Origin of the sequence: Pseudoalteromonas sp. PS5, from assembly GCF_004103255.1 — a bacterium.
GTDB lineage: Bacteria > Pseudomonadota > Gammaproteobacteria > Enterobacterales > Alteromonadaceae > Pseudoalteromonas > Pseudoalteromonas peptidolytica.
In genome coordinates, this window is the sequence record NZ_RCSQ01000140.1 from 1 (window position 1) to 20,318 (window position 20,318).

The window sequence follows — 20,318 nt, forward strand, 5'->3', positions numbered from 1 at the left end:
TGCGAGTTTATGAAAGTGTTTTTTGCACAGAAAGGGTGAGTGGATTAGGCCACCTAATGGCTGTCCATGCGATGTATAAAAGTAAAGTGAGCTGAATGGTTGCCAAGAAAACATAAAATGGCTCAGTTTCAACGCCTGCGAGTATAAATACAAAGGTTAATGGGGCGGCAATCAGGTTACATACTCGGTTCCATTGATAGTTAAGAAACTGAGATAGAAAAATCATGGCGATTGGGATCTCTATTAATATTGCAGAGATCAGTAGTAAAGGTTGTGATAGCTTAACATCGCCAGAGTAGCCGGCCATGAGTGAATCAATCACACCTGGTGTGATAAACGCTGATACAAAAGCAAGAATGTCAGCGTATGCCATATTGAGCATGACTAAAAGCCATAGTGTTGCTAGTTTAATTCGTATTTTTGGGTCTTGTTTGTATTCATCTGCTGGTGTTGAATGTGTCATACCAATTCCTTAAGTCGTATGAAGTACCCATTTAGGTTACTTTTTGTTTCGTGGTTGCTTACAGAACCATTTGAGGATAATTGTTATGTATGAATGGGTCGTCCATGCGTAAAGGCACGGACATAAAAGTGCCAAAATAAAATTTAAAAGCATTAAAAACAAAGGACTATATAAGTCTGTTTATAACATTTCAGGGGTGAAAAGTGGCAGATCCGATAGTGATAGTGTTAAGCGCAATGCTTGTTGGTCAAGTTGTGTTAAGTGTACCGGTATTGCTGAGTCATCAACGAACTCGGACTTTTCGCTTACCTTTAGTACTATTTTTGTCAGCTTGTGGTGTGCTGGCGATGAACACCTTAGTGCAGACGTTTTTACCGACGTGGTATCAAGCCTACACAGTTTTTGGGTTTGTCATGCTATTTGTATTGTGCCCTGCAATGAGGTTATATATTGAAGGGATCACAACGGTAGACAGCTGGACGTTGCATCGCTCACAATTGCGCGCATTTTTGTTGTTATGGCCCGCGATGCTCGTTGCTGCGATGATAGCCGTGCTTCCACCAGAGCAACACCATGCACTTTTCGTTAAAAATGAAGAGCCAAGTGCACGCTTTTCTATTTTATTAGCGGTCTCGATGTTGTTACTTATATGTATGTGGTTAATTGAATGTGCATATACGCTTATTATCATCACAAAGCGGCTGTTTGTATTTAATGCACATATCAAAGGCTACTATTCCAACCTAGACAACCATCACTTTTATGCTGCTAAGCGCTTAGTCTTTGCGTTGATCTGTATTTGGATATTTGTACTATTTATTACGTTTTTATCTAATTTATTGGGTCAGGCCATACTGACACTGAGACTTGAGGTGTTTACAGCATTGGTATTGATCTGGTGTGTGACATTTTTTGCGATGCAACAAAAGCAACGGCTACTTTTGCCTTTGGAGTTTCAAACTGCGGGCACCTTGCAAGGAACCGATGGAACCATAGTAAACGAATTGGACAATAAAAAATACGCTAAATCTGCACTTGGGGCTGCTCAGTCAAAACGCATTGTGAGCAAAATAAACGAGGCTATGCAAGATCAGGCATTATTTTTAGATCCCAACCTGACATTACAAAAGTTGGCGCAAGCCACGGGGGTGTCTCCAAATTATCTTTCCCAGACACTAAACGAGACCTTAGGAGTTAGCTTTTTTGATTTTGTTAATCAATGGCGCATAGAAGCGTCAAAGTCACATTTGCTATCAAGTAAGTCATCAGTGCTTAATATTGCGCTTGAAGTAGGGTTTAATGCCCGCTCGTCATTTTACAAAGCATTTAAAAAAGAAACGGGTATGACCCCAAAGGCTTTTAGACAAAAAAACACTGAACACAGACGCGTATAATACCGGTGGAGGTGGTATCCAAAGCTCCCGCTAGTAACCAGAAGCTTTGAAACAGAATGAGGTTAAGCTCTTTTCACATTCAAGCTACTTTTTATATGGGTGAATGCTTGCTCGTTTGTCCTTGATATGAGTCAGATGACCCAGCAGGTGCGTGTTTGATGAGAATAACACCAAGTGCAATGAACCATACTATCTGTCCTAAACCAAATATAGCCGTGGTGACTTCAAAAAACGGGTTTGTGATGAGAAAAGACAGACCAGAAAACAAAGTTAAGACCCCAGCTAACCCGACCAATAGCCCCCAATAATGTAATAGAGGGCTAAATACCCGATGTTTTATGCCAACATAACTGATAGCCAGCACCCACAAGGCTCCCACTAATTCGATGCCTCCTCCGAGCGCATTAACAACGATAGAAATGGTTTGCTTTATCGTTAGTGCCAAGGTTGGATCTTGTTCATACAATGCTGCAATTACTTCAATACTGGTCAAGAATACAAAAGTGCTTGCCAGCACGATTGTTGCCCAAATATAACCAATAACACTAGTGAACTTCATCAGTTCGGGCGAAAACCGCTTAAAGCGTTGGTAAATAGTCTGCACTAACACAATTAAGGCTAAACTAAAGATAATGCCGATAACAATATAGGCAAGAAAAAATGTATCTCGGTTTTGTATTAGGAAATCTAAAGAAAGTTCAGGAGTATCATACTTACTGGTATCTAATACACCGAAAAAAGCACAAAACCAAATAGATAAGTTGCAGCTTTGGTGAGTGCAGCAATACCTCCCCATTGTTGTAGTGACATAGAGGTTCCTTCTAACTGATAAGTGATTGTTGTTAGCAGTTTAGCAACATATAAAGTTGAACACACCAAGGGGCATCGCTTTGTTTGTAACAAGAGGTGTTATACTGGGTTACGCTCTGTAGCGAAAATCAATTGAAAAGATATGCAAAGAAAAATCGATGATGCCCTAAAAAGAAACAGCACAATACGTTATATTGAGCCGTTTCTTTCATCACTTTTAGTTAAGCACGATATTTACGTCTAAACGAGATTAATAAGGCGCTCAATAACGGAATGAAAAAGCCAACACTACCACCAGAGCTACCGGCATCATTTTGTACAGCACTCTCGGTGCCTTGATCCGCTTGATACTTTGCTTTTACCACCATCTCACCGGTTACGCGTTCAAATGTCGTATCCCAGCCAATAAAAGTATAGCCACTGCGTGTTGGTGCACTCGGAGGTGTTGCTGCGGCGCCATGCTCGACTTCAACGGTTGCTATTGACACATCATTCCAATCTACAAATTTGACTTGGTATTTATTAATTTGAAACTTTGCAGTAATAGTGAGATCTTGCGTAATCTTACTAAAGTCAGCGCTCCAGTTTGAAAAGGTGTAGCCCTCTCTAAGTGGTACTTCTGGGGCTGTTGCAGGAGCATTTTCAGCAATGGTTTGAGTTGAGAGTAAGGTGCCATCCCAGTTCTTAAAAATAACTTCAAATAACGTTGGCTCATCAACCAACACAGCTAAAGTGCGTTGATTATCACTATACTTTAACTCATGATTTTGGCTTGTCAGTCTCAAAGATACAGGGAAAGTACCTATTTTATTTGGCGTGATAGTCAGCGCCGCAGAAGTTGATTTAACTCCACTAATACCACTAAACAGACATGATTTAGTTTGGCCTTCATTACTACAGGTCACGGAATAATTTTGATCTTCTGATTTAACATCCACAGCCAGTTCAGAAGCTGCGTCTATTTCTATGGTGAAATAGTCAGGCAACAAATTCAGTGTCTGCTCCGATACTTCAAAATTTATTGTCTGTGAAGCACCTAGTTTAATGGAATGCGGATCTGGTAGGTTTAATACTGCAAGGTTACTTACATTATCAACATCAACAAACAGGTATGGTGTTGCCCCTAAAGTTGTTAGTTCGCGAGCCGTCGCACCGAAGCTGTAATTTCCCTTCGAGTCGATTTGGATACTTGACTCGAACGTCCACACCCCTTGAGCGCTCTTTAGCTCTTCACCACTAAACTGGATTGTTGCAGTGCCTATTTGTTCATGCTCCTTGTCGCCTTGTTGCCACTGCTCGATGGTAAATAGTTTATCCTGAGCCGTGCTGCCTTCTGGTGAGCGCAGCACATAGTAGCCTTTTTCCATAGCAGAAGTATCAGACATAGTGACTTGTAAAGTAATACTTTGCTCTCCTACTGCGGATGACAATTCATTTGTAGAAAGCGCAACAAATTCAGTGCGGGGAGGGAAAATGTCTAACTGGTTACTGTTGCTTACTTTGAAAGTAACAGGCACACCAAGTTGGTGTAATTGCCCATGGTTGAAAACGCCAGTATTGCCACTGCTATCTGTTAATGTTGCAGAAGAAATAAGCCACTCACCAGGCAGAGCATCCCCTGAAAATACGAATGAATAAGTCGATTTATAAATCCCTTCTTCTTGCGTTTCTTGCCACTGTGTAGATTCTGCCTGTTTAGTTGCTACTGATTTATACTGAGTTGGTGGCGATAGTTTCACAACCCCTTTGGACATTCCTGATTGATCATAAGCTTCAATGGTTATATCAATGTTTTTGTCGCCAGAATCTACATCAATCTCTGATGCTGAAATGGTGATATTCTTTATTTCTGGTGCAACTGTTTCTGAGACTTTACTATTCACCACGGTGACATACGGGTCGAAGCCTGCAGCTTCCATTTCGCTATCTCGTACCCAAAAGCGTGCTGCGTTGTTGTTATCTATTAGCATCGCTAAGGTCAAAAACCACGTGCCGTTGAGGTCTGTTTCGGTAAAGTTAAAGCTAACGGTACTTTCATAAACGCCTACTTCATCCGTTTGTTGCCAATTTGCTGCAACCGCAGACTTATTGGTTCCCCAATTAAATCCTGTTGGAGGAGATAGATACACACGCGTACTCTTGATACCGCTTTCGTCGTAAAGCCGAATGGTTACATTAATGGTCTTATCACCTTGTTCAACATTAACAGTTTTGCTACTGAGATAAATGGACTTTAATTCAGGAGGTGTACGGTCGGCAGTTGTATTAGGTTGCGCTTGCTGACAGTCTGTAGCGATTAGCTCTAGTTGCGCTTTTGCGGGGATAGAGTGGTGACCTATGGTTGTATTAAAGTTGTCGGTGAGCAAGTCTATCTTGCTATTACAGTCGACTGCCGATCCTATAACGTGATTAGCTTGTAACTGCGCTTGAGCATGGGTAGTTGTTATGGTTATGCCACATAGCACAGGGAGTAATTTGATTGAGTATAAACGGTTTGAACTCATTGTTATTCCTTTAGAGTTATTATCTAGCTTGCTAGTGAGCATAATCTAAACTGCTGGAGTACTGTCTTTGTTAAGACGTTAATTTATATCAATTAGTCTTAATTCTTGCTCAATTCGAAGGCGTAAATCTGACGCCCACTGCGTTAAAAATTTCTTGTTTAGGACACCTAAATAGAAAAACTCTTGCCTCAAAATCGATCACTTAGTTAAGCATATTTGTATTACAAATCTTGTACTTGCCCGCTGATGCACTTTATGCAGCAATCTGACATTGCGTTACTAGCGATTATATTGGAGTAAACAACCTAATTTATCATGATGTATAGGTTTTACAGAGACACCACTGACTCCAATTTGTGAACAAATGTAAAAAACGATAATCTTTACGATTAATTAATAGTCCTTGTGGTGATGTAAAGTATGTAACGCTGGCGTTTGAGTGGGCCGCAAGGTTGTGTTTTACGTTGGTTAATAAGGAAAGTGAAGCTGCAGTTTGAAACAACACGGTTATCGATAAGGTGAATGACAATGGCAGATTTAGATGCTGTATTCGCACACAGAAAAAGCCCGATCACCTCCAAGTATATTGGTTTGCCAGTTACTCGAGAGTTGGCTAAAGAAAGGCTGAGACAAGCATCTAAACCCTGGAACGCAGAATCAGGTGAGCGCCTTATTCTTGCGATTATACATAAAATGCGAGCACAACTTATCGGTGAGTTGGTGTTTAAATATGTTGATAAAACGCAAAAAATAGGGGAAATTGGACTTCGCTTGGCTGAACGTGAGATTGGTAAAGGATACGGATTAGAGGCAGCAAGCGCTCTCATTGAGCAGGGATTCAACAGCTTTAATGTTGATATTATTCAAGCCATATGTGCTGTCGATAATCTTCAATCTCAGAGACTTATGGTTAAATTAGGCATGAAACGTAAAAGTTGTTTACCGGCATTTTTAGATATAGCGGGTGACAAGCATGATGCTTATATCTATCAGATTTACAATAAAAAAATCTGTTAAGCGCAGCAAAAAAATATGTAAGATTCAACTACACACTCGTTATCGCTTTTATTTAAAGGGAATCATTAAATATGAAAAAAATCTCGCTTGTAGCATTACTACTACTTTGTGGGTGCCAAAGTAACAATGCGGCTACCACAGCAACCGAAAAACAGCCAGAACGTTTCCAATATCTTGATATGAGACATTTACCGATGAAGGTACAAGCTGATGGATATTGGGTGCAAACCCAAAGGAGTGAGCCATTATACCCAATAGATGCAGCTAGAAAGGGTCTCTCTGGATGCGTTACTTTATCAATAGCTATCACTCCTGAGGGAAAAGCTGGGGGCTATAAAGTGATCCAGAGTTACCCAGAAGGGGTTTTTGACGACGCAGCACTTCAAGCGGTAAATAAATGGCGCTGGGAGCCTGAGCCGGGTAATTCTACCCGTCAAGCTATTCTTATTGATACTAAGCTCGAGTTTTGGGTTACCCAAGGGCAAAGCAACGCAGATGAAGCACAGCGAGTATGTCAGTTTGCATCACAACTTAGGCGTTAGTATTTTGCCTCGTTTGTCATATAGCTAGGCATTGCAGCTAGGATGAAAACCCTAAAATAGAACACTTAGATAACAATTTGTTGCCTATTGCTCTTGGTTTGTTAATTGAATTAATTATTCTTTGACAATGAAGTTTAGGAATATTAACGTGTACCCGAAATCTAAAATAGACCAAAGGAGATGTAAAATGATTTCAAAGTCACTTGTGTTTGCAACTGTGCTTACCGCTGGCGTTGTACCAACAGCCGCTTCTGCCGCAATTAATAATAATATTGGCGAATGTAACCTATATAATTTATTCGAGCAGCATAACCGTGATGATTATGTTACACGTGTTTCGGCTTCAGTTGCTTATGGTAGCTATCAAAGCTGCGCATTGGATCAAAACAATTATGTAAAATCAGTGCTGGCTAAGACTTCGGCGCGTAGAAATGCGCTAGAAGCGGACATCAAACAGCAAATGTATCAGATGATGGATGCAAATCTTAATGGCAGCTTTGACCTAGACTATGTGTCAACGAGTATCAATGGGCCTTTGGTATTTGAACTGAAAGACTCGAATGGTCAAGTAACCGCTAAGATCGGCGGCATTGGTATTAATTCAAAGTCAAAAATTACCCTTAAAAACACACCTTCTATTATATTCAAAGCGTATGGAAGAATAAGTACACCTGAGATTTGGGCAACCGCAACTTACAACCCCTACAGTGGTGAAGTATCCAACTTAAGTGTTAGACCTATCAATTTAGATGTTGATATTGAAACACGCTTTTTGGGGATCAGCATTCCTGGTCTTTCTAACCTCGTTGATTCATTTTTTGAGTCAAAAATGAAAAAAGAGATGGCAGGGTTTGTAAATGACGATAAACTCAGCGGCGCTCGTACCATCTTCTCTTTGGATAAAGCGATCCCCAGTGGTGAGTTTTTCTATGCTGGTGAAGACTTGGGTGTCAAAGCCAAAGATGCTATTCGCAATATGAGTAATGGTCAATCGGTTCGCATCTCTGTGTCTGGTAATTCATTAACATATGGTGATCAGCCTCATACAGCTTCACTAAACGTAAAAATCTCAAATGCGATTGAAGTACAATTAGATAGCGTACGTAGGAAAAACCCACTTGGCCCTGATACTTGTCCAGTCAGCTGCGTTTAACGGTTAGCGCATTTCAATAAGAAAATCGGTTTAAAGCCTTTGCTTAGCTCAACTTGTTAAGGAAAGGTTTGAAAAGTGATGAATTGGCTTATTTAGAAAATCTAAATAAGCCAATTAGTAAAGGTAGGCTGATAAGTGTTATTAACTAGCCAAACCTTAGATTAATTTGCTTTGGTTGCCTTGTACTTAATTGTGACATTGTAATACGGCAGCAAACCGTGCACACGTATGTTCCATTTCCCTTCAGCTGGCTGATTAAATGTGCAACTTTCAGTGCTACCCCAAAGATAAGGGCGACAGTCATACTGGAAAAAGCTTGGCATGTGCTGGTGGCGTACGTACAGATTAGCTTCACCTTTACCTGTCATTGACACTTCTAATTTATCAAAACCTGCTGGCAGTTCAATTTCGCGATGTTGCCACCAAAACCACCCTGCAAGGCCAGAAAATTCACCTTCGATAACGGTAGGCTCTACCGCTAGCTTAAGATCGATAACAACTGGATCATGATCTGACGCGCGATAAGGGTGTGGCGCGTACAAGCTTGCCTTATGGTTATCTGATTTGTATTCAGTATTGTAGTCCAGTGCAACAGGCTCATCTGCATTAATATGCCAATCAGTCACAGACTTTATTTTTGTCATCATGGAAGTTGAAGCAAACGCGTGGTCTAGGCTACCAATACGTCCTTGGTATACGTACGAGTAGTCTAAATTATCACCATGCAAGGCTTGTTTGATATTAGCATAACCATTTGTAATATAGGTGTTAATTGGATCTTCTTTTGCATACGCGTTCATATCACCTAATATAATGACATCGTCTTCTACTACCCCTGTTGGATTGGTATTTAACCACTGTGACAGCGTATTTACTGCATTGACACGCGTTTGATTCCAACAGCCTTGACCATCGTTCTGATCTTGATCTAAGCCCTCAGCTTTAGAACAACTTCCCTTTGAACGCAAATGAGCCATTACGACAGTGAATGTTTCTTCACTAGTGATGTCTTTAAAAGTTTGTACTACTGGTGGACGGTTACCATAGTCAAAGGGGACAGTTTCCGTATAAGCTGGTGTGCCCACTTCGGATACCTTATTGCTGCGATAGATAATGCCTGAAGTAATAGCATCACCACCAACTCGCTCAGTATTTAGATTAACAAACGCATAGGTATTAACAGGATCTGACACATTTAGCGCATTAACCAGATCAGCAATCGCACTGCGCTCATCAAAACCGTCGTTTTCAAGTTCGAGCAAGCCAACAATATCAGCATCGAGTGCAGTGATTGCTGCGACTGTTTTTGCTTTTTGTCGTTCGAACTCTTCAGCGTTGTCAGCGCCTCGAGGAGTAGGGAATCCGGCTCCTTGGCCATCTCCATTAAAATAATTTAGGACATTAAAACTGGCAATACGTAGATCGCCACGGGATTCCACTTCAGGGGCTTGTGTACGTATATTGGTATGAACAAAGTTTGGTGTTGTGGTTGGATGAATACGGTATTGGCTATAGCCATAGCCTATGACCCCTTCGAGACTAGTCACCGAATCACCCAAACGTAACGTGTTATAAGCGTCAAGAGTAGGGGTAGGGTATGGGATCACCTCAGGATTTTGTACTGACGAACCATCATCTAACAAAATTTCTTTGCGTTTGTTCTGTGCTTCTAATTGATTTGCTGGCTCACCAGGCGCTGCGATTTGAGTCGCCTGATACAAGCGCTCGGTAGCTAAACGCACTTCGCCGTAACGTGCAAGTCCGTATGTATCGTTGACGACCAACTCGTTAGTAATAGAAACAAGCATGCCCTCGTATGCCTCAAGGCTGCTTTGAACAGGCAATGTTATGGCGGTTGCAAACACGTTTGTTGTACCACAAAGTTCAATTGCATCAACATTTATAAGTTGCGTTTGGCCATATTTTTCTTCAACTTTACCACGCAGCTTCACAACATCTCCGGCGCTAACCGAGGTGTTGTTATATGCGACAAAGATACCCTCTGAAGTATTTTCATCGCTGTCGTAATCAGCGCTTTCTTCTTGAATAAAGAAGCCTTTAAGACCTGTGTCAGACTGCAAGCTTGAGGTGACCACAGCTTGAACCTCAACGACCTCACCCGCAACTGGGCTAGAATCGCCCGCACCTTGAATTGTACTGATTAAGGTATTGTTTTCACCACACTTTACAGGTTCTGGCTCTGGTATATCATTACCGTTTGAGTGTACACCTAGGTTACTAAAGTCATCTTTAGACAGCGCGAGCCATTGCCCTTCACCTATAAATGCTTCACCAGGGTCGGTGCGTCCAAGCGTTACCGCCGGATCTCTGACTAGAGTTTTGTCTTTTGTTCTGATTTCGCCATCAATCCATTCACTACCTGGGTCAACACCTAGCTGACCTAAGCTATCAATAGTATTGCCATCAAGTGTCAGTGTGATCGCATCATCACCATTAAACCAGCTGCTAGAGTTAGTTAACTGCGCTTTGGCTAAGATATCTGAAGCTGCATCAGCATGTGCGATAACGTAAGTAGACTTTGGCGCTAGCGCTCCAGATAGTTCGATTTGTGTGCGGGCTTCGGTTGCACCATTAAAGAAGAAGTTTATTGAGTAGCCACTCAAGTCTACCGCAGTATTGCTACCATTATAGAGCTCTACTGCTTTGTTATAGCTACTACCCTCAATATATTCGGAGATAATGACGTCTGCTTGAGCGTTTAGGCAAGCTAATGTAACAGCAGAGGCCAAAATTGATTTTTTAATCATTTTTTATTTTCCCGTGTATTATAATTTTTCGAATATTTATTCGGGTCGATATTCTAATCACTATTGATGACAATTCAATTAAACTTGATGTTTTGTTTACATTGGTTTACTTAATGTTTGTGGTTGTAGGTCAAATGTCATTGAAGTTATGCAAAGTCGTGTTTATGCCTCTTTTCTAAGTGCATTGACAAAAAACCACTGCTGCATACGTATTCAATGGATCGATCATTATTGATACCTATATTGTTAAATTTGTGTAACATGAAAAGGTGCAATAATGATGACAACAAAACGAATCCAATCTATGGCTACAGCACTACTTGCGTTAGGCTTAGTTGCCCCTATCAATGCCTCGCAGGGCTACCCAACAACATTTGTTCACTTATTTGAATGGTCTTGGCGTGACGTTGCGACTGAGTGTGAAACATTTTTAGGACCAAACGGTTATGCAGCCGTGCAAGTATCACCACCGAATGAGCATATAACGGGCTCACAATGGTGGACGCGTTATCAACCGGTAAGCTATGAGATTGTGAGTCGCGGTGGCAATCGCGCTGAGTTTGCCGATATGGTCTCACGTTGTAAGTTAGCTGGAGTTGATATATATGTTGATGCTGTGATAAACCACATGGCACACGGGAGCGGTGAAGGCGTTGCTGGAAATGTCTTCGGTAACAAGCAGTACCCAATATATAGCCATCGGGACTTTCATAACACATGTGCAATCAACTCTGAAGATTACGCAAACAATGCTTGGCGAGTTCAGCATTGTGAACTGGTAGGGCTTCATGATTTAGATACTGACGCAGACTACGTACAAAATACTATTGCAGGCTTTCTAAATGACCTCTTGTCACTGGGAGTTGCAGGCTTTCGTCTTGATGCCAGTAAGCACATGCCGGCAAATGATATTGCCGATGTGCTTGCTAAATTAAATAAGCCAGCGGTGATTTTTCAAGAGGTGATTGATCAAGGCGGTGAAGCCATTACCGCATCTGAATATCATCAAAATGGGTTAGTCACAGAATTTAAATATAGCATAAAGCTCAGTAACGCCTTTAAACAAGGCAAGCTGGCGTGGCTAAAAAGTTTTGGTGAATCATGGGGATTAATGCCGAGTCATAAAGCGGTAGTGTTTACGGATAATCATGACAATCAACGCGGACATGGAGGTGCAGGCTCGATTGTGACCTTTAAAGATGGCAACCTCTATGACTTAGCTAATGTATTTATGTTGGCGTTTCCTTACGGCTATCCAAAAGTCATGTCTAGCTATGAGTTTAACGGTAATACTGATGCTGGCGCGCCTTCATTACCTGTACATCAAAACGGTAATCTAAATTGTAACAGTGCACAGTGGCAATGTGAGCATCGTCGTCCAATGATCTCTGGAGCAATGCAGTTTAGAAACCATACATCGGGAAATTGGAATGTCGACAATTGGTGGGATAACGGCAATAACCAAATCGCTTTTTCTCGAGGTAACTTAGGATTTGTCGCGATAAACAGAGAGCCTTTTGGAATGAACCAACAATTGCAGACAGGCATGGAGCCAGGTACTTATTGTAATGTATTAACAGGTGCAAAGGTTGAAGGACAGTGCTTAGGCCAAAGTATAAAAGTTGACGAGAATGGCTATGCACATGTGTCAATTGAGGCGATGCAGGCACTTGCAATTCATCACCAAAGTAAAATAACAGCGCCACCACCGGATTTAGAGGATTGGCAGCGCACTTTAGTATTTATCAAAGCACAGACACAATCAGGACAAGATATGTTCATTCGTGGTGGCCTTGACCATACCGCGGCATTACAGCGTGGTGTTGATTGTTCTGCTAATCCCATGCGCTGTGCATTACCAATAAAGCATCTAAATATGAAAAATGTAACCACTGCGCCTTGGAAGGTAGGTGACACCATGTTGGACTGGTCTGAAGCTCAAAACGGGCAAGCAAATGGTGCAAAGGGGAGCCCACTCGATTGGACCTCAGATGTATGGCCTGCTCAGTGGGGAGCTGAAAAACGTTATGATAGAGATGGTTTTGGTGTGATGCCGCTTAATCAGTGGGGCGCTCACTACTGGCTTTTGGAAGTCGAGATGAATTGCAATCATACCTTTAACGGTTGGTTTGAAGTTAAAGCTTTTGTGAACAATGGACAAGGTTGGGAAGCTGATATTAATCAGCAGGGTACACCTTATATGAGTAACAACCACTTTGCACAATGTGGAAAAATGAATGTATTTGAGTTTGGTAAAGACTCAGCGATGACTTTACCCTTATAAACTCTATTCTTTATAATAAGGTGAGTTGAGTGTCGAGATAAAAGCAATTAGCTCACTTTTTATTTTAAATGGCCTTTCCTCTGTTATTTACTATCTTCTACTTTCTTGCTTGCAATAATGATAAGTTTAAAATTAACCTAGATTAAAATGTAGTCATATAAATTCAATAAATTAACATTTTAAAAATAAAATTAGATAAATTGATTTAAATCATTAAAATGTGTTCACAAGCTATTGTCAGCGCTGTCATTGGGAATTATTATCAACTCGTTGTTTACGAACGGGCCCTTTCAAATAGACAACAATGCCCTCTATGAGATTAAAAAAGGAAAATTTAAAATGAAGAAGTTTTGTTTCGCACTATCCTTAGCAGCTGTATTTGTCTCAGCAAATAGTATGGCTTTACCAAGTCTGGCACATGATACTGATGGATTCGAACGCGTAACTGAATACACCAACGGTCCTGTAGCAACAGCGATCCTTGCAAGTGAGTTTGCACATAACCTAAAGGTTGATTTACACCCACGAGGAGAGGGCGATTTTTGTAGTTACGCGAACGTATATCACCATACAACTGGTGAGCAAATCGCGCATGCTAACGTACAAGGGCTATCAGGAAGTAATTATGTTCAGCAGGCAACAGCTACCATTCCTGAGCAGTACTTAACAGCGAATAAACGCGTTGAAGTCTCTTGCACCAGCGCATCAGGGGAACAATACGACGTATATGTTAATGTGCCTGGTGCACCACTTGTAGAATGGGAGATAAACGCGCAACCTGCAGGTGAATTTGTACACCGTCCGAATACCTACGGCTACCATAGTGCGTATCATGTTGAGAGTCGCCTAAGTGTGGATAGTCAAAGTAATAGTGGACGCTGCACAACACTGTCTAACCGCGGAGTTGAACTTGGACTCTTCCACGGTGAAAGTGGCAAAGGTCCATTCCATTCAGATGTATTTATGACTGACATCACAGTTGATAATTCTCAGGCTGGACAGCCTGTCTTGTATCAGATCATTGAATGTGAAAATGCGGCAGGAAAAACACTAGCAGTTAAGGTTTTGTCATTAACAAATCCAAATAGCATTAATGTTATCCATGAAGAACATGTGATTAAGTAACAAAAAATAAAAAGAGCGTGGCTAACGCTACGCTCATATTTCTCAATTTATTTAAATTTATTTTTATATTTTAATTTAAATCTTTATTGAATTTAGTGTTCTTAATATATTGTGCTTTTTAATCGGGTAAGGTGAAGCTAAACCAAAAATATTACAACCAAAACCACTAAATATTAATTATGGGTTATGAAAATACTCATTAACAAGATCCTAGCAGCTATTCTCTCTTAAATGATGGCATTCATTAGTGTGAGAAACACTGCCTTGTTACGGTACCCCACTTATGGTCTTCATAAATGTCTTCAATGTAGTTGCCTGAGGTATAATCCCCGACCACATCTCTCCAAAAACTGGTTGCATGTTCCGCTCCTGCTACTTGCTTGATTTCCCAAGAACCACCAAGTTGTTCAAACAAACTGGAGATAAAACGTTTTCCTACTTTGTTTTTACGAAAACAAGGTAATACATAAAAATCACAGATTTCATATGCTTTTGGAGATTTCTCGTCTATTGCCGTGAGGGCAGCTGGAATACCATCCAAATATAATAAGTAACCTGTAACAGAGCCTGTAAGCTGAGGATAAATCTCAAACAAACCATTTTCGTTTGGTTTATCGTCTATAATTGGAGAAAATTCTGCGCCGTAACCTTGGTAAAGGTTGGCATAAACCTGAGCATTATTAGTGTCTACTTTGACAATGTTCATGATGAACTCTTTGTGATAATTGAACTTTACATGTCATACTATCGCTTTTTTGACTTCTATAAAATGACCTTGTGCTAAAGCAATATTTGTCTTCATGTCTTCATGTCTTCATGTCTTCATGCCTTCATCGGTTTCTCCTATTTGTGATCTTGTAGAGAGTTCTAATTAAACATGCCTTATCTAAAAGGAAGTGGAGAGTAGCGAATGTCAGAAGGTGAGTTTGAGATTAAATTAGATGTAATATGGGAAGCGCCAAAGGCGTAAAATTAGCTATTGACGCTATAATCTTTTGTTATTGGCTCGAAGCAGATTAATTCTTCGGAGTGAACTCCATTAACCAATTTGTTTCCCAAGTTTTTCCGTTATCCTTTGAAAATGCTTGCTCCCATGTAGGTTTTATGGGGTTAGTTGAATTCCAAAGAAATCTCACTTTAATTGGAGTATCATTGTAGCGCTCATCTGCATAGAAGCATCCAATCCCATCAGAGAATTTACCAACAACAGGTGTATCTAGTGCACTTGGGTTTCGACCATCTAGCCACCAAATAGACCACTCTCTTGTTGCAGAATTATATGAACGAATAGCTTTTGCTCTTACTGAAGCATTTGGAAAATTCAGTTGGACATCTTCGATGTTTCCATAACCACCGAGAGTATGAACGGTTGAAGAGAGCCCATCAAATTCAATCCACTCTTCACCTCCGTTGAGTATATCTTTCAATCGGCGGTGTCTTACATTCCAATCGCCAATGATGAAGTCAAAATCTTGCGGCGCATTAGGTTCTGAATCCAGTAACATCTTACTACCCTGTTTGTTGTTGTAATTTTAAAGCACAATAACATGAATACTGATTATTTATACAGTTTTATTTTAATGTTTGTGTATTTTTGGATGGGTAACCTCACAAAATGGATGGCAAAAGGGTTGAGGCTGAGATCCGCAAAGTTAACACTGGCACCCACAATATCTTGTTTACTCTATTTTTTAGTTATGCTGGGAAAAGTTGCTTAAAGGGTTGCAAGCGTGAGTGTATTGCGTCATTTCAGAGGAAGTGATTGCCTGTTATCCATGTTTTGACATTAAATCTAGAGAGTCTCGCACAACAAAGGTACCGCGATTCAACCAGCTTTAAAGTTTTTTTTGGCTAAACCTACACACGTTCACAATTTGCTAGATTTGTGCGCCGTTGTTTGAGTGTTCAACAATAAGCGGTGAGCACTTGCTCTTGACCAACTGCGCAGTGGAAGAGCCGAGAAAGTTGTGTTGTAAGTCTCACGCAATTATCAGATTCGATGTTTCGTTGAGACAAAATAGATTGATAATCAAAGATATTTGCTTTTTATCGGTGTAAATATACTTCCCAGTAAGCTCGGCTAATTCCAAATAAGACTCGAGTTCAGAAAACTGTCTCAAAAGCTGTGGTAGGCTGTTTGGTTGTTTTACTTGACCTTCATGGTCGATGCGCTTTTTGATACTGGTGAGGTCAGAAGTTTCAGGTTTTGGGGTTTGTATCAGTGAAGCTCTCTTCGCTTGTGATTGCGGGAAGTCATGGGGGCTCGTACCAATTGCACTGAAAATGTTTGGATTAGATTCTGCAAAATTTTCGCCAAAAGTACTGACGACTATCACAGATGTTACGGGTGTTATTTAATTGTGCTGTTGTTGCCTGATGTGCTGCTCAAGGACTACAAGGGGTTGGGGCTTTAAAGAGCTAGTGGTTTACACCAGCTCTTTTGCAAAACGTATTAGTTAACTACTACGTTGCTTGCTTGAGGACCTTTCTGGCCTTCTTCAACAGTGAAAGAAACTGATTGGCCTTCAGTTAAAGTTTTGAAACCGTCAGAAACGATAGCACGGAAGTGTACGAATACATCTTTACCGCCGTTTTCCTGAGTGATAAAACCAAAACCTTTCTCTTCGTTGAACCACTTAACTGTGCCGTTTACTGTGTTAGACATAATTGAAACCTTTTTCAAAAAATTAATTGTGTGGTGAAAATCACCGTTAAAGCGATAGATAAAACTTAGCTAGTAACGCATTGGTATATCTATAAACGACTTTTTAAAAAAAAGAGTATCAAGAAAAAACAGTGCAGCAGTAGTAAGTGCTCTAAGTATCTAAAGCGCTATTATAATATAGCGTTCTTACATGGCTGTCCAATGAAGTTTATAAAATAGTTCAAAAAGTAATCGCTTTTAGGTTGCAAAGTGTTATTTGGATGGACTCTGTGGCCTGAGTTACTCAGTCGTATCGCTTTGGAGTACCTGCCTAAGTGCATTGTCCATTTGTAAAATAAAGTGTTGCTTATGTGGATACTTTTCTTCAAAGCCTTTTAAGTAACCAATATGTGCAGTACGTCTCATGATCACTTTATCTTCAATAATGTTTCCACTGCTAAGCTGAGAAGAAGCGAGAGATGTTTTATTTATTCCGAGTAAGGTGGAAAGCCTGTCATTCACATAGCAATCAATGCGGCCGCGAGAAAGCTTTTCGATATTTGAATTTGTGCTTTTATTCTCCCACAGCTTAATCAAGCCTAACTTTTGAGCTTCCATTAAGTCTTCATCCAAGATCATATATCCTGCGTTTATGCCGACATTGATGGCTTGTTCCGGTTTTATATGTGGGAGCTTTTTTAGCGTGACCCCTTTATTGCAAAAAGCGACCACCACTTCTTCTTGCAGTGGTACAGAGTATGGCCAGATGTAGGGTCTTTTTTTTATATGAATATAGGGAGGCATGAGTGCCATTGCCTCTGCTGATGCCATCGAAGAAAGTCCTCGTTTCCAAGGCATGGCCCGCAAAGTAATTGAATACTCTTCGCTTAGTATTCGAGCGGCTTGTTTGACAATATCAACATAAATGCCATACAGCTCGCCATTTATCTGATAGCTATAAGGCGGATAAGCATCATCCACTAAAATGGTAACAGCGATCGGTGCAGCTAGCTCCGGCTTATGAGGGGTCGCACAGTTATCGAAGGACAGGGTTAAACAATACCAGATAAAAACATAGCGAAATACGTTCATTTTTCACTGATATAAAAATGTGTCGTCTTTTTAATATAGTCAACAATGGTGCAATTTGTTAGTAATCTCCATTGTGCTTATTGAGTCGGGTGCTTGGTGTCATTTCCCCACAAATAGATCACGTAATTTGATGAATTGATATAACTGGCAGGAATATCATGAGCGTTTATGCTTTAGAAACGCAGGCCAACATAACTGGTTGAGCGAGCGGGCAACACCAAAAGAAGCATTGCCTCTTTTGGTGTCTAGAAAAGCTAAAAGCTAGATTTTATTCTCAGCAAGTGCGATAAAGTAGCTATAGCTTAGTGCTATATCATGGATCCCTTTAAATCGACCCGATGCACCACTGTGACCTGCTTCCATATCGGTTTTAAATAGTAGCAAGTTATCATCAGTTTTAAGATCTCGTAGCTTTGCAACCCACTTGGCAGGTTCAAAGTATTGTACCTGCGAATCATGTAAGCCAGTTGTAACTAGCAAGTTCGGATATGCTTGTGCTTTCACTTGGTCATAAGGTGAATAAGATAGCATGTAGTCAAAGTAGGTTTTATCATTTGGATTGCCCCACTCATCGTACTCATTAGTGGTAAGTGGCAAGCTTTCATCCAGCATAGTATTAATGACATCAACAAAGGGTACAGCTGCATGAACACCGTCATAAAGCGCTGGAGCTTGGTTAATCACCGCCCCCATCAACAGACCTCCGGCGCTACCACCTCTGGCATATATTCTAGAAGCATCACCGTACTTTTGTTCTACTAATGCTTTGGTCACGTCAATAAAATCATTAAAGGTGTTCTTCTTATTTAACTTTTTACCATCTTCGTACCAAGGGCGGCCAAGTGTTTCTGACCCTCGAATATGGGCGATGGCGTACACAAAACCTCTGTCTAACAAACTTAAGCGACTGATAGAAAAGGTTGGTTCGACATTCAACCCATAAGACCCATAGCCATATTGCAGCAGTGGATTAGACCCATCTTGCTTGAATTTATCTTTGCGATACACAATTGAAACGGGTACTTTAATCCCATCACGTGCAGTGATAAATATACGCTCTGATTTGTAATTTTCAGGATTAAAGTCGCCCAGCACTTTATTTTGTTTTAATAACGTTTTATCAAGAGTTTCCAAATTAACATCAAACACAGAAGCTGGTGTGGTCATACTTTGATAGCCGATTCTCACCGAGTCAGTGTCTATGTTTTTGTTGCCTGTCAGGTATGCCGTATACGCTGGGTCATTAAACGTCAAGCGCTTGCTTTTACTGTTATCTAAATTACTAACTGTGATTTGAGTTAGACCGTTTTCGCGTGTTTCGTAAACCAGGTGCTGGTTGAACAAGGCAATACTTTCTAATTTTGCATCAGGGTTATGCTCAACCACCGTCTGCCATTTTGACCGATCTTTTACATCAGTTGCCTTAACACGCATTAGTTTAAAGTTAATAGCATCTTTGTTTGTATGAACGTAAAACCAATCACCTAGTTTGTTAATGCTGTATTCGTGACCTGCTTCTCTTGGAATGAAACGCTCTGGTTTGGCTTTTGCATCGTCAGCACTGATAAGAGACACACCAGACGATTCGGTACTGCCGTGGTGAATGTATATAGTGCTTTTATCTTTGCTCTTAGAAATATTGGTGAAGTAACTGTTGTCCGTTTCTTCATAGACTAATTCATCATCGCTTTGTGGTTTACCTAAAGTGTGACGAAAAACTTGGAAGCCAAGCAAAGTAACGGGATCTTTTTTGATGTAGTAAAGTGTTTTGTTGTCATTAGCCCACACAACTGAACCAGACGTACCCTCGATTTTATCTTCTAACAATTTGCCTGTTGTTAAATCTTTAACTTGAATAGTATAAATTCTGCGACTGAGGGTATCTTCAGCAAATGCTAACAGGTTTTCGTTAGATGAAATTTGTAGTGCGCCTACACCATAATAATTCTGGCCTTCAGCACGAGTATTCGCGTCAAAAATTGCTTCAGCATTTTTACCGTCTTTATGCTCGCTACGGAAATAGGTAAAGTACTCTTTGTCGCCTTCCGTTGCTGTGAAGTAGTAATAGCTACCGTTTAATGTCGGTACGCTACGGTCATCTTTAACAACTTTGTTTTTAATTTCTTCAAAAAGTGTTTGTTGGAGTTGCTTGGTCGCATCAAGTTTACTGTCTGCGTAGGCATTTTCTTGATTGAGATGACCTAGTACTTTCTCATTGCTTCTAGTGTCGTCGCGTAACCAATGGTAGTTATCAGTAAACTCTTGCCCATGAATCATCACTTTATGTGGAACTTTTTCAGCGATAGGTGCTGCCACCGCTACCTGTTGTTGTGCTTGAGTTTGCGCTTCAACTTGGTTTTGTTGCGGAGCTTCTTGGCAACCAAGAACTGCAAATAGAGCAGTAGAGATCAATGTGAATTTAAATTTCTTCATTGTTATTTTTCTATAGATAAATAAGTTTGCCCAGTCTAAACCAGTTGTCAATATGAGGACAACTGGGCAGTACACCATTTTTGTAACAA

16 protein-coding genes are annotated in these 20,318 nt (G+C 40.6%); 6 read left to right on the forward strand and 10 right to left on the reverse strand.

What is annotated here, in order from left to right; all coding sequences use genetic code 11:
- Positions 1–7: 7 nt before the first annotated feature.
- Positions 8–463 (reverse strand): DUF6326 family protein, encoded by a 456-nt coding sequence (locus D9603_RS16450; RefSeq protein WP_128732131.1) that lies wholly within the window; start codon positions 461–463, stop codon positions 8–10.
- A gap of 203 nt (positions 464–666) precedes the next feature.
- Here D9603_RS16450 and D9603_RS16455 point away from each other — a divergent pair, with 203 nt between their 5' ends.
- Positions 667–1,857: an AraC family transcriptional regulator gene (locus tag D9603_RS16455; protein ID WP_128732132.1), complete on the forward strand. Its 1,191-nt coding sequence runs from the start codon at positions 667–669 to the stop codon at positions 1,855–1,857.
- 91 nt (positions 1,858–1,948) lie between these two features.
- Here D9603_RS16455 and D9603_RS16460 read toward each other — a convergent pair whose 3' ends face one another.
- Positions 1,949–2,653, reverse strand: a complete 705-nt coding sequence (locus tag D9603_RS16460; RefSeq protein WP_241651690.1) for a DUF4386 family protein — start codon at positions 2,651–2,653, stop codon at positions 1,949–1,951.
- A gap of 235 nt (positions 2,654–2,888) precedes the next feature.
- Positions 2,889–5,171, reverse strand: a complete 2,283-nt coding sequence (locus D9603_RS16465) for an InlB B-repeat-containing protein (RefSeq protein WP_161972760.1) — start codon at positions 5,169–5,171, stop codon at positions 2,889–2,891.
- Positions 5,172–5,699: 528 nt separating this feature from the next.
- On the opposite strand from D9603_RS16465, the gene D9603_RS16470 reads away from it, so the two are divergent.
- The 3 genes from D9603_RS16470 to D9603_RS16480 all read left to right on the forward strand — a co-directional run bounded on the left by D9603_RS16470 (position 5,700) and on the right by D9603_RS16480 (position 7,883).
- On the forward strand, positions 5,700–6,188 hold the full coding sequence (locus D9603_RS16470; protein ID WP_128732134.1) for a GNAT family N-acetyltransferase: 489 nt from the start codon (positions 5,700–5,702) through the stop codon (positions 6,186–6,188).
- A 71-nt stretch (positions 6,189–6,259) separates the two neighbouring features.
- Complete coding sequence (locus D9603_RS16475) at positions 6,260–6,730, forward strand: energy transducer TonB (protein WP_128732135.1); 471 nt, start codon at positions 6,260–6,262, stop codon at positions 6,728–6,730.
- Between the two features lie 187 nt (positions 6,731–6,917).
- Positions 6,918–7,883 carry a hypothetical protein gene (locus D9603_RS16480; RefSeq protein ID WP_128732136.1) on the forward strand — a complete coding sequence of 322 codons (966 nt, stop codon included), beginning with the start codon at positions 6,918–6,920 and terminating at the stop codon, positions 7,881–7,883.
- A gap of 161 nt (positions 7,884–8,044) precedes the next feature.
- Here D9603_RS16480 and D9603_RS16485 read toward each other — a convergent pair whose 3' ends face one another.
- Positions 8,045–10,651 carry an ExeM/NucH family extracellular endonuclease gene (locus tag D9603_RS16485; protein ID WP_128732137.1) on the reverse strand — a complete coding sequence of 869 codons (2,607 nt, stop codon included), beginning with the start codon at positions 10,649–10,651 and terminating at the stop codon, positions 8,045–8,047.
- A 304-nt stretch (positions 10,652–10,955) separates the two neighbouring features.
- Here D9603_RS16485 and D9603_RS16490 point away from each other — a divergent pair, with 304 nt between their 5' ends.
- Together D9603_RS16490 and D9603_RS16495 are read left to right on the forward strand one after the other, a co-directional pair.
- Entirely contained in the window at positions 10,956–12,935 is a 1,980-nt protein-coding gene (locus D9603_RS16490) for an alpha-amylase family protein (protein ID WP_241651691.1), read from the forward strand.
- Between the two features lie 339 nt (positions 12,936–13,274).
- Entirely contained in the window at positions 13,275–14,060 is a 786-nt protein-coding gene (locus tag D9603_RS16495; RefSeq protein WP_128732138.1) for a hypothetical protein, read from the forward strand.
- A 244-nt stretch (positions 14,061–14,304) separates the two neighbouring features.
- Here the strand turns inward: D9603_RS16495 and D9603_RS16500 are convergent, their stop codons facing one another.
- The 6 genes from D9603_RS16500 to D9603_RS16520 form a co-directional block, all read right to left on the reverse strand.
- Positions 14,305–14,766, reverse strand: coding sequence for a hypothetical protein (locus D9603_RS16500; RefSeq protein WP_128732139.1), 462 nt, complete (start codon positions 14,764–14,766; stop codon positions 14,305–14,307).
- A 310-nt stretch (positions 14,767–15,076) separates the two neighbouring features.
- Complete coding sequence (locus tag D9603_RS16505; protein ID WP_128732140.1) at positions 15,077–15,565, reverse strand: DUF1579 domain-containing protein; 489 nt, start codon at positions 15,563–15,565, stop codon at positions 15,077–15,079.
- A 474-nt stretch (positions 15,566–16,039) separates the two neighbouring features.
- Positions 16,040–16,396 carry a hypothetical protein gene (locus D9603_RS21695; protein ID WP_161972761.1) on the reverse strand — a complete coding sequence of 119 codons (357 nt, stop codon included), beginning with the start codon at positions 16,394–16,396 and terminating at the stop codon, positions 16,040–16,042.
- Positions 16,397–16,512: 116 nt separating this feature from the next.
- On the reverse strand, positions 16,513–16,725 hold the full coding sequence (locus D9603_RS16510; RefSeq protein ID WP_010369631.1) for a cold-shock protein: 213 nt from the start codon (positions 16,723–16,725) through the stop codon (positions 16,513–16,515).
- 279 nt (positions 16,726–17,004) lie between these two features.
- The gene (locus D9603_RS16515) at positions 17,005–17,796 is read right to left on the reverse strand and encodes a transporter substrate-binding domain-containing protein (RefSeq protein WP_128732141.1); all 792 of its coding nucleotides are present in this window, start codon (positions 17,794–17,796) and stop codon (positions 17,005–17,007) included.
- A gap of 261 nt (positions 17,797–18,057) precedes the next feature.
- On the reverse strand, positions 18,058–20,229 hold the full coding sequence (locus tag D9603_RS16520) for a S9 family peptidase (protein WP_128732142.1): 2,172 nt from the start codon (positions 20,227–20,229) through the stop codon (positions 18,058–18,060).
- Positions 20,230–20,318: the final 89 nt, after the last annotated feature.